The sequence below is a fragment of the Gracilibacillus phocaeensis genome, from assembly GCF_900626275.1.
GTDB lineage: Bacteria > Bacillota > Bacilli > Bacillales > Amphibacillaceae > Gracilibacillus > Gracilibacillus timonensis.
Genome location: NZ_LR131144.1, coordinates 1,309,440 through 1,322,061 on the forward strand (window position 1 = coordinate 1,309,440; position 12,622 = coordinate 1,322,061).

Consider the following 12,622-nt stretch of genomic DNA (forward strand, 5'->3'; position numbering starts at 1 on the left):
GCTATCTACCTCTCTTTGAATAAACTTTTAAATCGTTGAATAAATCCTGTTGCTGGCGATATCGATGAACCCTTGATCGGTTCGTCCAAATAGTGATTGACGATGTTCTCCATGGCCTTAGCTGCTCGTGATCGGTGATTATGTAGTACAAACGGTTGTTGAGCAATAACGGCTTTAGTGACTGCCTCATCATCTGGTATCGATCCTAGTGGTACCATGCGTTGTTGTAAGAATTGCTGGACAACTCGGCTTAAACGGTTTAACGTCTCTAGTCCTTGTCGTTGACTCCGTACACGGTTAACGATGATATGAAAGCTTAAAGGTTGCTCCATTAAGACATGTTTGATCATCGAATAGGCGTCCGTAATCGACGTTGGTTCCGGTGTCGTAACAAGTACACATTCATCAACCGTTAATATATACTGAATGGTTTCTCGCGTTACCCCTGCCCCCATATCAAAAATGATATAGTCGTATACCTTTACAACCTCGGTCAACTGTTGCATGAAGAAATTTAAATTGGCTTGATTTAATTGAAATATTTGGTTTAAGCCACTGCCTCCTGAAATATAATGTAGTGCATTTGGTCCTATCTCTATCATATCAAAAATCGAGACTTTTTGCTCAAATAATTTTTCGATTGAGTATTTAGAACTAATTCCGAGTAAAATATCGATGTTCCCCATTCCGATATCTAAATCAAATAACAAGACTTTCTTCCCTCTTTGACTTAACAATAAGGAAAAATTTAAGGCAATATTCGATTTGCCGACTCCTCCTTTGCCACTTACCACAGCTATCGTTTTCGCTTGTTGGGATGGCGGAGAGGTATCCATTAACTTTCTGCGCAATTGTTCTGCTTGATCGCTCATTTGTTTTGTCCACCAATAATTAAATCAGCTACTTGATCGATTGTCGCCTCTTCAATATCATCTGGCACATCCTGACCATTGGTAATATAGGCAAGTCCTAAATCATGACTCAGACACAAGTTTAAAGCGGCACCGTACGTCGTCGTTTCATCTTTTTTCGTTAATATTGCTTGTTTAATGGGTATCTTATTAAACTGTTGATATAGTTGTTCAATATCACTTGCTCTTGTGGTTAGCGATAAAACCAAATAAGTATTAACCTCATGCGTTAGATCGACTATTTTTCCAAGTTCTTCAATATAATGATCATCTCGAAAGTTTCTGCCTGCTGTATCTACAAAAATATAATCATAGTCTTTAAATCTTTCCTTCGCTTTTTTATAGTCTTCTAATTGATAGGCGACTTCAATGGGAACATCCAATATCTTGGAATAGGTTTTTAATTGTTCGATTGCTGCAATTCGGTACGTATCCGTCGTAATAAATGCCACTTTCTTTTTTTGATTTAAGACACACTCTGCGGCTAGCTTTGCGATAGTAGTTGTCTTGCCGACCCCAGTCGGACCTACTAGATGAATGATTTGCTGATCAAAGGCAGCTCCGCCAAAATTTCCTTTTTGAGCTAGACGATTCTTAATTTCAAAACCTATCTGTTGCCAAAGTTGTTCCTGTTCTATTTCATTAGCGCCCTTCCGTTTTTCAACGGCAGCAATCAACTCATAAGCAAGTGCTGCCTCTACCTCACTATCTAACAAATATTGATAGGCCTGTTGATAGGGCTCAGGAAATACCATGTCCTGTTTCTGTTGCTTGAGCATACTTTTCATTTCCTGTACTTCTTTCAATAGATGATCTTGAACCGGAACACTGGTTTTGCGCTCAGGCTGCTTTCTATTTGGAGACGGTGCCTTCATTGGTGTCTTTCGCGGCAGAACAGGCTGATCAACAGCTGCCAGCACCTCAATCTTTCGCTTTTTGAACAGCCCTAAAAAACCACCCTCGTAAACAACCTTTGAGTTTAAAATTACCGCGTCTGCACCTAATTCTTTTTTAACCATTTGCATCACTTCCGGCATGGTTGTTCCCTTCATTTTTTTTACCTTCATGCGACGTTCACCACCCCAATACTTTGGATTTCGGCCGTTGGTTCCAATTCATTATAAGAAAGTACTGTAACGTGAGGATAAAAACGGTCAAGTAATTGCTTGAAATACATTCTTATTGTTGGAGAACAAATGATGATCGGTGTGTCCTCTTGCAGACTCATATTTTCTACGTTTTGTGCTACCGATTGAATCACTTGTTGTTGTGTATCTGGATTCATCGCTAAATAACTGCCATACTCCGTTTGCTGGATATGGTCGGCGATTAGTTTTTCCACTTCTCCTGAGACAGTAATCACTTTGAGCTGTGGTTTGCCTTGCAGGACATCCTTGGTAATTTGAGCAGATAATGATTGTCTCGTATATTCACCTAATAAATCGGTATCGGTTGTCATTTTGGAAAAGTCCGCCAAGGTTTCAAAAATAACTGGAAGATTCTTAATGGCCACTTGTTCACGAAGTAATTTGGCAAGCACTTTTTGGATATCACCTACAGACAATGGTTCTGGTGTGACCTCATCAACCAAAATCGGATTGTTTTCTTTTAAATGATCGATTAGCTGCTGTGTCTCTTGACGTCCCAGTAATTGGTGAGCATGCCGTTTGATCAATTCAGTTATATGCGTGGATACAACCGATGGTGGATCTACCACTGTATACCCAGACATTTCGGCATCATCTTTGACCTCTTCTGTAATCCATTTAGCAGGTAAGCCAAAGGCAGGTTCGACCGTATCGATCCCCTCTAGGTCATCCTCTTCCATCCCGGGGCTCATCGCCAAATAATGATCAAGTAATAATTCCCCCGTTGCCACTTCATTTCCTTTTATTTTCAAACGATATTCATTAGGATTTAATTGAATATTATCCCGAATGCGAACCACTGGTATCACTAAGCCTAATTCAATCGCCAGCTGTCTTCTAATCATCACGACACGATCCAGCAGATCCCCGCCTTGATTAGTGTCTGCTAGCGGGATTAATCCATAACCAAATTCAAATTCAATCGGATCCATATTAATTAAGCCAATCACATTCTCCGGTGATTTCATTTCTTCTGAATCAGACTCGTCCAATTCTTCGATCGACGACGTTTCTTCCTGATTGGATCGTCTCGAGAGGAAGTAGGCACTACCAATAAGTACCAATGCAATCGCACTTGTAAGCATGAAGTTGATCGGTGTCACACCTAACAAAAAGATGGTACCACCAGCAATATAAAGCAGGGTGGGATATTGTAAGAGCTGTTTACTCACATTGGCACTTAAATTCCCGTCGGCAGCAACCCTTGTTACTACAATCCCAGTCGCAGTGGAAATAAGTAATGCAGGTATTTGACTTACCAGCCCATCTCCCACGGTTAAACGCATGTAGGTATCAATCGCTTCACCAAAGCTTAACCCCATTTGTGTCATCCCAATGATCAAACCAAAAATAATATTAATGAGCACAATGATAATCCCTGCGATCGCGTCTCCTTTAACAAACTTGCTGGCCCCATCCATGGCCCCATAAAAATCGGATTCATGCTCGATTTTTTCACGACGTTCTTTCGCTTGTTGTTCATTAATCAGTCCAGCATTTAAATCGGCGTCAATACTCATTTGCTTACCAGGCATGGCATCAAGCGTAAAACGGGCAGCAACTTCGGAAACACGTTCACTACCTTTGGTAATCACGAGAAACTGAATAATAACGAGAATGACAAAAACAACAAAACCAACTAATGGATTGTCACCAATGACAAAGGTACCGAATGTTTCAACAACGCCCCCTGCATCTGCTTCTGATAGAATGGAACGGGTAGTAGAAACATTTAACCCCAGTCGATACAACGTCAATAAAAGCAACAAAGAAGGAAAAACAGAAAACTGTAGTGTTTCTGTTGTATTCATGGCTACTAATATCACGATTAACGCTAGAGAGATGTTGGTCAAAATAAGTATACTTAACAGCCATCCTGGTAAAGGGATGACAAGCATGATGATAATGGATATAACGCCAAACAATACAGACAAATCTCTAGCCTTCATTTTCTTGCAACTCCTTTAAATATAACAAGCAGTCTATCCTTATACCTTTTTTTGCACACGGTAAACATATGCCAATATCTCGGCAACGGCTTGGAAATATTCTTCACTAATAATGTCATTAATCTCTACTTCATCGTATAATGCTCTTGCTAAAGGGCGATTCTCCACCAACACCACTTGATGGTTTCTCGCAATATCTTTGATACGCATGGCCACAAAATCAACACCTTTAGCAACAACATAGGGGGCTTCCGCCTTATTCTCATCATATTTTAAAGCAATGGCATAATGGGTAGGATTGGTAATCACGACATCGGCATTGGGTATTTCACTCATCATACGCTGCATCGCCATCTGCCTCTGCTTCTCTTTTATCTTAGACTTGATTAACGGATCCCCTTCGATATTCTTATGCTCATCTTTGATATCATGCTTGGACATGCGATTCTGCTTTTCGAAATCAAAGCGCTGATAACTGTAATCCAACACAGAAATAATTAACAAACCAATCGCACTGGCCAGCCCCATTTGTATCGTCATTTGGCCAAAGAATGCCAATGCTCCCTGTACATCTTTGCCTGCCAGCATCATCATTTCATCCCGATTGATCCAGATAATTGAAAAAGTAATGGTAGCAATCACCACAATTTTTAACATGGATTTGACTAACTCCACCAAGGCTCGGGCCGAGAAAATCCGCTTTGCCCCTTGGATCGGATTAATCTTATTTAATTTCATTTGTAAAGGCTCTGCCGAGAACAAAAATCCAATTTGCATGAGGTTAGATCCCAATCCGGCTATGATGGCCGCTAGCATAATCGGAGCCAGCGCCCAGGTAATTTGTGATAAAAAATCTAACAGCATTTGTTGCACTTCGGTAATCGTTACCTCGTGATGAATATACTCGGTGAACGAATCATGATAAATACCAGTCATCGATGTCTTGAGCAGATTCCCTGTTACAAACAGAATAATAAAGACAAAGAATAAGAGAATCGCCGTATTGACATCTTGACTCTTAGCGACTTGCCCTTTCTTCCGGACATCCTGCCGCTTTTTCGGGGTCGCTTTTTCGGTTTTCTCACCAGCGAAAAATTGTAAATCTAATGATAATCGCACGACGCTAACTTCCTCCCATCAAGCGCATCAACTCCTGCATCGCTTCTAGTGCAAATTGGAACAACTGCTTTACAATCATGATATAAAACGAGATAAAAACAAATAAGGTAATAAAAGATACCAAAATCTTTAACGGTAAACCTACTACAAATACATTTAGCTGTGGAACGGTTCTGGCAATCATCCCTAAGGCCACATCCACCAGGAATAAACAACCGACAATCGGAATAGCAAGTTGAAAAGCCATCAGAAACATTTCACTAAATATCTGCAGAATCACATCGATATTATCTAAACGAAATAACTGGTCAATGGGCAATTCACTAAAACTGTACATCACACCTGTTAACAATAAATGATGGCCATCCACCGTAAACAAAAACAGAATCGCTATCGTATAGAAATACTGACCAATTAATGGGCTTTGTGCCCCGGTTTGCGGATCGACCACATTCGCGATCGCAAACCCCATTTGAAAATCAATAAAGCCCCCTGCAATTTGAACGGCTGCCAAAATAAGAAAGGCAATCAAACCTAATAACAGGCCAACGACAGCTTCCTTTAACACGAGCAAGATAAACATACCATCTATCGCTATCTCGGGAAGATCCATCATATAAAACATAATCCAGGCAATAAAAACCGCCATACCAATCTTTAAAATGGTAGGAATGTTCCGATAAGAAAAAATAGGAACCGTAGCAAAAAAAGCTGTCAGGCGAACTAAGATAAGAATAAAGGCGGGTAACAGGTTCATATTTACAAACTCCAGCATCGCCTATCTCACAAACTGGTTCATATTTTGAAAAATTTCGGAAGCGAATTCCACCATGGTGGTCAGCATCCATGGTCCGAAAAATACAATCCCTAATAATACAGCAACAATTTTGGGTATGAAGGCCAAGGTCTGCTCCTGAATTTGAGTCGTTGCTTGAAAAATACTGACTAGTAAACCGACAACTAATGCAAGTAACAAGAGGGGGCCAGTCACCATCAATATTGTATAAATCCCTTTTTCTGCTAATGAAATAACGTTCTGCCCACTCATTTGTTACCATTCCTTTCCATCGCTGTCATAACGGCAAAAACCCATCTAGTAGGGAGCGGGTAATAAGATACCAGCCATCCACTAATACAAAAAGTAAAATCTTAAACGGTAATGAAATCATGACGGGCGGAAGCATCATCATCCCCATCGACATCAGAACACTCGCAACGGCCATGTCTATGACCAGAAAGGGGACAAAGATCATAAAACCCATCTGAAAGGCTGTCTTTAACTCACTAATAGCAAAAGCTGGTACCAAAGTGGTCAGAGGCACTTCTTCCAACGTATCAGGTCGTTCCATTTCTGCATAATTCATAAATAAGGCAAGATCCTTTTCCCGGGTGTGCTGTGCCATAAATTCCTTCATTGGCATACTGGCACTATCATAAGCCTCTTCCAGCGTGATTTCCTCATTAAAAAGAGGCTGCAGTGCTTGCTCGTTTACTTCTTGAAAAGTCGGCGCCATGATAAAAAACGTCATAAACAGTGCTAAACCTATCAACACTTGATTTGGTGGCATTTGCTGTGTGGCCAAGGAGGTTCGCACAAACGATAGTACAATAATAATTCTGGCAAAACTGGTCATTAAGATTAAAATACTGGGTGCAATTGACAAGACCGTTAAGAGCAGTAACAGTCGTACAGAAGTTGAGATATTACCGGCATCCGTACCGGAAAAGACATCAATCAGATGGATGATCATGATCTTGTTTTCTTCCCTTCCAGCGCGCAAATGCCTGGCTTCTATCGTCTTTCATTTTTACTAACTCCTTATTAAATACGGCCGTGAAAGGTTTCGACTGCTCTTCTGATTTCCCGGCTTGTTTATTTGGTTTCACCAGTTTTGTTTTTATCGTATCCCACGAACCGAACTCTGCTGGTTTTTGCTCTAATTGTTCAATGGTTTCCTTGTCAGTAATCTCCATTAATACCTCAATCGTGTCACTCACCCCGACTGCAAAATAACGCTGGCCAATTTTTATCGTTTGTACGGATTTGTTTGGTCCCAGTGAGATACCTCCATAGTTTTCTAGCACTTGACCTTGTTGCATAAATCCTTTTCTCTTCTTAAGAAACTTAGAGATAAGGAAGATCAGTCCTAATACGACCGCTAAGGCTATGACTAGGCGAAACAGGCTGCCAATGAAATTTGTGTTGTTATCTCCTATGAGATCCTCCTCTGGCTCATTTACAAGGGGCTCTTCTTCATCATTGTTGGATGGATCTTGTTCTTGCTCTTGATCAGAGCCCTGATTATACGAGTCGCCGACCATAGCCTTTGTTTCGATCGTAAAACAAGACAAGAACACAGCAATGATAAGAAGGATACTTACATGTATGATTAGATGGTTGGTGATTCGCTTCACTTGATTACCCCATTACTTTAGAAATAGCTTCAATCACTCGATCGGCCTGAAATGGCTTCACAATAAAATCTTTGGCACCAGCTTGAATGGCGTCAATGACCATCGCCTGCTGTCCCATGGCAGAACACATAATAACCTTTGCTTCTCCATTTAAACCTTTAATTTCTTTTAAGGCAGCAATACCATCCTTTTCTGGCATAGTAATATCCATGGTAACGAGTTCAGGTGTGAGTTCCTTATATTTCTCGATGGCCTCTTGCCCGTCTTGAGCCTCGCCGACAACCTCATAACCATTTTTCGTCAATATATCTTTGATCATCATCCGCATAAATGCTGCATCATCTACTACCAATACTGTTTTTCCCATTTCCATCTACCTCACTTATTCTCTATTTTAGTTGTTTTAATCGATCTTCTTTATTTACTATTTCCGTAACACGTACACCAAAGTTCTCATCAATAACAACTACCTCTCCTTTGGCGATTAATTTCTGATTAACTAGTATATCTACTGGTTCGCCGGCAAGTTTGTCCAGTTCAATAATAGAACCAGAGGTTAACTCTAAAATCTCTCGAACCGATCGCTTCGTTCTACCAAGTTCTACGGTAACCTTTAAGGGAATGTCCATCAGCAAATCAAGGTTCCGTTGTTCAGGAGACGGTGTGCTTTCCCCCTCAAAATTGGAAAAAGCGGCACTTTGTACCTGTGATGCTGGATCGTTCTGCTGGGCTCCCATTTGTCTTGGATGTTTTACCGCTGCCTTATCTTGCTGTGGCATTTCATTGGTTACAGTCACCTCGCTGCTTATTTCTTCTTCAACGGCTGGTGCGGACTCTGGTTCGGTTGCCGATTTCTCCGCTGTTGGTGGCTCCGTTTCTTCCATCATTGGCTCTTGCGCAGGATTCAATAATTCATTGACTAATTCCTTGGCAAACGTTACGGGTAGTAATTGCATAATAACCGAATCAATTAAGGTGCCAACTTTTAATTGAAAGGAGACTTTAATTAATAGATTATCGTCTGGATTTAACGATGGCGCCTCTTCATTTGCAACATCCATAATCGAGGTAAATGGCGGTGTGATGTCTACTTTTTTATTGAATATCGTCGACATGCTCGTTGCCGATGTCCCCATCATTTGATTCATCGCCTCTTGAACGGCACTTAAATGAATATCGTTTAACTCAGTGGAAGCTGGCTTGCCTTCACCACCTAGCATCAAGTCTGCTATAACTGCAGCATCCTTCGATTCCAACACAAACAAGTTTGTCCCGGTAAAACCCTCGGTATATCTCACTTCAATACCAACATAAGGTACTGGAAACTCCTTTTCCAAATCATTCTTGTTTATGGTATGAATGGTTGGTGTTGTAATCTCTACTTTTTGATTTAAGATCATTGACAAGGTTGTTGCGGAACTGCCAAACGATATATTCCCGATTTCACCCAAGGCATCGATTTCTAGCGATGAAAGGTATTGTTCAGTGGAAGGAGTGTTGTCATCGTTTTGATCTTCCTCATCTGTTCCATTTAATAACGCATCAATCTCATCTTGAGATAACATTCCATCGTCCTTCATATTAATCCCCTCCCTTTATTTCATCTAACACTTGCACAGCCATTTTTTTCTTTTTCTTTCCGGGCTGTACCAAGAATTTTGCTTGTTGATCCACAAACAAGGTGAGTTCTTGATCAATCGTTTGATTCAACACAACCGTATCCTGTCGATCTAAAAATAGAAAATCTTCTAAACTAATCGTTGTTTCTCCGAGTAAGACCGTTAAGTCCACGTTTGACTGTTTAATATTGGCGGCTATGGAATCATACTCCTCTGGCTTTCTTTCTTTATCAGTATCCTTTTGCATCCAGTAGTGTGCCGATAATTTAGGGATAATTGGTTCTAAGACGACATGCGGTATACAAATATTGATCATGCCGCTGCTATCACCAATCGTGGTATCCAGTGAGACAACGATGACTGTCTCATTCGGTGAAACTAACTGTAAAAATTGTGGGTTCACTTCAAAATCTTCCAGGATAGGGTCGATTTCCACAACGGACATCCAAGCCTCCTGGAGATTATCTAGTGCCTTTTCGAATAACTGAGACATGATCGTTGTTTCGATTTCGGTTAAGTTATCAATTTTATTGACACTATTCCCTTGGCCGCCTAGTAAGCGATCCAACATGGCATAAGCAATATTTGGATTAAACTCAAATATAATGCGGCCATCTAGTGGTGCAACACTATATACGTTTAAGATCGTCTTGGTCGGAATCGAGCGTATAAATTCTTCATATGGTATTTGATCTACCGAAGCAACAGCTATATGAACATAAGTCCTCAGCTGTGCGGAAAAGTAGGTAGACAGTAAACGGGCAAAGTTATCATGCATTCTACTGATACTTCTAATTTGATCTTTAGAAAATCGTAACGCCCGTTTAAAGTCATATACCTTTACCTTTTTTTCTTTTTCTTCTTCTTTTAATTGATTGGCATCCATTTCCCCAGATGATAAGGCGGAAAGTAGTGCGTCAATCTCATTTTGTGAAAGTACCTCATCTGCCATTCCGTTCACCTCCATTTCGGAGCTATCTCTATTGAATTACTTTATTAATTACCAAGACTTCAACAATGTTCCCTTCTTCCATATGGGTATTCATTGCTGTCTTCATCTCCGATTCCACCTCTGCCAGATTATGTTTAAAATCCTCCGCAGTCATGTTCACAGCCAGCTTGATAAATTCATTCTTGATTTGAAACTCTCGTTTTTCAATCTCTTCTAAACCATCCCTGGTATCAGTAATGAATTGGAATTGTATTAATACAAAATTACCATCCGGTAAATCGGTACGAATCTCTTCGGTGGTATAGGAATTCTCCACCATATCATCGATGTTCATCGCTTTTCCTGTATCCGATTCTTTGTTTAAAACGAAAAATATTGCCACTACTCCTGCAATGGTGATGACAAGCAGCATTGCAACTAATGTTTTGATTATTTTAGGACTCATGCTTTGGTTCACCTGCCCTTTGTGGAAGATGATATAAGCCAATCTCTTTATAGAAATCGGTCACCTGTTGTTTTACTTCCTGTTCTGACTCCTTCACAAAAACTTTCTTGTTGTTAACAAGTGTAATGGTCGTATCGGGTAATGATTCGACCCTTTCTATGTACATAGCATTGATCGTCAAACGTTGATTGTTTAATTTGGTTAACGTAATCATAGATTGGGAGGGTGAAGGTGCGATAGCCCTTCCCCCTCTTCCCCCTTTTTTTAAACTATCGTTTTAGGTTGACAAGTTCTTGCAGGATTTCATCTGAGGTAGTGATGATTCTGGTATTTGCCTGAAAACCACGCTGTGCCGTGATCATTTCGGTAAACTCTTCGGATAAATCAACATTCGACATTTCTAAAGCTCCGGAAACAAGGCTGGCCGTACCACCTGATTCCGGCTGAAAGAAGATACTGTCATTTTCTCCTGTTTCTATCTGACCATCATTCTGAGACTCTTGAAACATGTTTGCCCCGACTTTATCGAGACCACCCGCATTGGCAAATTTACTTAGTGCAATCTGACCGGCAATCCTTGTTTCCCCATTCTCTAAGTAAGTCACTAATCCATTTCCTTGTATGCTGATACTGTCCGCTCCATCTGGTATATTGATAATGCCCACATTTCCATGATCGATATCATCAATCGAGGATGGCTCCTCTCCTGTGGTAGTAAAACCCATTAAATATTGACCATTTGGATTAACAATATTTCCATCATTATCTAAGTAGAGATTTCCTGCTCTAGAATATTGCATTTCTGTATCACCAAGGTTGTCGACGGGCAGGTTACCCGCTATGTTTCTAGCAAAGACGAACATACCATCTCCTTCTAATTGCAGGTCTAACGGTCGTTCGGTTGTTTGACGATTACCTCCCGTATGGATGTTATCCACTGTACCTAATTGTACCCCTGTACCTACTTGCGACGGATTGACACCACCTCGAATATCAGTCGGTGCACTAGCGCCTGATATGGGTTGACTCATCATATCCTGAAAGGTGGCCCTGCCTTTCTTAAAACCAGTAGTATTGACATTGGCAATGTTATTTCCAACCACATCAAGCTTTGTTTGGAAACTTTTCATTCCTGAAATACCTGCATACATTGAACGTAACATAGATTCCCTCTCCTTTTTCTACTCCATTACACTGCCTCAGTCAATCAGCAGTGAAAGGCTTCCCGAATGGGTCCGGCCTAATCTAATAGAATAGTTCCGTTTATATTTGTGAAGATCTTACTACTCATTTCTTGTTTACTCATCGCCGTGATCACTGTCTTATTTTGTGCATTAACGATTAAACCGGCATCATCGAGCAATACTAACGATTCTTTTACCCCTTTTTTCCTTGCCTCTTCTAGTTTGTCATCGATCTCCTGCCACTTCGTCTCATTGATGTCAATGTTTCTTGCCTGTAGACGCTCGCTGGCATGTTTACTAAGTTGGAGCGTCTGTTCCGACTGTAGCATCTGCTTAAAGGACGCTGACGACGATTTAGCTTTTGGTGGAGTGCCTGGCAAAATAGGAGGATGATAGGCATGAATTTTATTCTCCATCGTCGGGCTCCTCATGCTCTTCCGTTAGATCGGAAATCTTGAGAATTTCGTCGGTATATATCTTCGTCCCATTTTCTAATTCAATCACCGCATACCCTTGATTTTGCGAGATCGAACGCACGACACTATCTACTATTTCCTTAGGCTCTGCTACCTCGCCTGTCTCCTCATCAATTTGATAATAAGAGACTTCTTTGCCAATCAAATGACTGTATTGAATCACTGGGGAGACCATTTGGTTTTGAACCAGCATTTCCATAGAGTTGGACATATTCATCATTTGTTCCAATGAAGAAAAAGTGGCCATTTGTGATATAAATTCCTTATCATCCATTGGATTTAAGGGATCCTGATTTTGCAATTGTGTCATTAAAATTTGTAAAAATTCATCCTTGCCAAGTTGGCTGGAGGGCGAAGACTGCGCCTGATTCTTCAAATAATAAGACGGATCGATTGCTGTCATC

General features: G+C 40.6%; 16 protein-coding genes. All 16 read right to left on the reverse strand.

Annotated elements, in window-relative coordinates:
- Nucleotides 1-5 precede the first annotated feature (5 nt).
- The 16 genes from E0E32_RS14040 to flgD all read right to left on the reverse strand — a co-directional run bounded on the left by E0E32_RS14040 (nt 6) and on the right by flgD (nt 12,621).
- Nucleotides 6-872 carry a MinD/ParA family protein gene (locus tag E0E32_RS14040; RefSeq protein ID WP_130860006.1) on the reverse strand — a complete coding sequence of 289 codons (867 nt, stop codon included), beginning with the start codon at nt 870-872 and terminating at the stop codon, nt 6-8.
- Complete coding sequence (gene flhF / locus E0E32_RS14045; protein ID WP_066193834.1) at nt 869-1,978, reverse strand: flagellar biosynthesis GTPase FlhF; 1,110 nt, start codon at nt 1,976-1,978, stop codon at nt 869-871. The genes E0E32_RS14040 and flhF overlap by 4 nt, the downstream gene beginning before the upstream one ends.
- Nucleotides 1,975-4,008 (reverse strand): flagellar biosynthesis protein FlhA, encoded by a 2,034-nt coding sequence (gene flhA / locus E0E32_RS14050; RefSeq protein ID WP_066193838.1) that lies wholly within the window; start codon nt 4,006-4,008, stop codon nt 1,975-1,977. The genes flhF and flhA overlap by 4 nt, the downstream gene beginning before the upstream one ends.
- Before the next feature lie 39 nt (nt 4,009-4,047).
- On the reverse strand, nt 4,048-5,127 hold the full coding sequence (gene flhB / locus E0E32_RS14055) for a flagellar biosynthesis protein FlhB (protein WP_130860007.1): 1,080 nt from the start codon (nt 5,125-5,127) through the stop codon (nt 4,048-4,050).
- A gap of 4 nt (nt 5,128-5,131) precedes the next feature.
- Nucleotides 5,132-5,902, reverse strand: a complete 771-nt coding sequence (gene fliR / locus E0E32_RS14060; protein WP_078060140.1) for a flagellar biosynthetic protein FliR — start codon at nt 5,900-5,902, stop codon at nt 5,132-5,134.
- 3 nt (nt 5,903-5,905) lie between these two features.
- On the reverse strand, nt 5,906-6,175 hold the full coding sequence (gene fliQ, locus E0E32_RS14065; protein WP_066193846.1) for a flagellar biosynthesis protein FliQ: 270 nt from the start codon (nt 6,173-6,175) through the stop codon (nt 5,906-5,908).
- Nucleotides 6,176-6,200: 25 nt separating this feature from the next.
- A complete protein-coding gene (fliP, locus tag E0E32_RS14070; RefSeq protein WP_066193849.1) occupies nt 6,201-6,878 on the reverse strand; it encodes a flagellar type III secretion system pore protein FliP in 678 nt (225 codons plus the stop codon).
- Nucleotides 6,859-7,542: a flagellar biosynthetic protein FliO gene (locus E0E32_RS14075; RefSeq protein ID WP_066193852.1), complete on the reverse strand. Its 684-nt coding sequence runs from the start codon at nt 7,540-7,542 to the stop codon at nt 6,859-6,861. Before E0E32_RS14075 ends, fliP begins: the two co-directional genes overlap by 20 nt.
- Before the next feature lie 4 nt (nt 7,543-7,546).
- The gene (locus E0E32_RS14080; RefSeq protein WP_066193854.1) at nt 7,547-7,909 is read right to left on the reverse strand and encodes a response regulator; all 363 of its coding nucleotides are present in this window, start codon (nt 7,907-7,909) and stop codon (nt 7,547-7,549) included.
- A gap of 22 nt (nt 7,910-7,931) precedes the next feature.
- A complete protein-coding gene (gene fliY, locus E0E32_RS14085) occupies nt 7,932-9,122 on the reverse strand; it encodes a flagellar motor switch phosphatase FliY (protein ID WP_130860008.1) in 1,191 nt (396 codons plus the stop codon).
- A 1-nt stretch (nt 9,123) separates the two neighbouring features.
- On the reverse strand, nt 9,124-10,113 hold the full coding sequence (gene fliM, locus E0E32_RS14090; RefSeq protein ID WP_066193860.1) for a flagellar motor switch protein FliM: 990 nt from the start codon (nt 10,111-10,113) through the stop codon (nt 9,124-9,126).
- Between the two features lie 28 nt (nt 10,114-10,141).
- Nucleotides 10,142-10,558 carry a flagellar basal body-associated FliL family protein gene (locus tag E0E32_RS14095; protein WP_130860009.1) on the reverse strand — a complete coding sequence of 139 codons (417 nt, stop codon included), beginning with the start codon at nt 10,556-10,558 and terminating at the stop codon, nt 10,142-10,144.
- Nucleotides 10,548-10,772, reverse strand: coding sequence for a flagellar FlbD family protein (locus E0E32_RS14100; RefSeq protein ID WP_066193865.1), 225 nt, complete (start codon nt 10,770-10,772; stop codon nt 10,548-10,550). The genes E0E32_RS14095 and E0E32_RS14100 overlap by 11 nt, the downstream gene beginning before the upstream one ends.
- 55 nt (nt 10,773-10,827) lie before the next feature.
- A complete protein-coding gene (gene flgG / locus E0E32_RS14105) occupies nt 10,828-11,721 on the reverse strand; it encodes a flagellar basal body rod protein FlgG (protein WP_066193868.1) in 894 nt (297 codons plus the stop codon).
- Between the two features lie 77 nt (nt 11,722-11,798).
- The gene (locus tag E0E32_RS14110; protein ID WP_066193870.1) at nt 11,799-12,158 is read right to left on the reverse strand and encodes a TIGR02530 family flagellar biosynthesis protein; all 360 of its coding nucleotides are present in this window, start codon (nt 12,156-12,158) and stop codon (nt 11,799-11,801) included.
- On the reverse strand, nt 12,148-12,621 hold the full coding sequence (gene flgD / locus E0E32_RS14115; RefSeq protein ID WP_066193873.1) for a flagellar hook assembly protein FlgD: 474 nt from the start codon (nt 12,619-12,621) through the stop codon (nt 12,148-12,150). Before flgD ends, E0E32_RS14110 begins: the two co-directional genes overlap by 11 nt.
- Between the last annotated feature and the right edge of the window lies 1 nt (nt 12,622).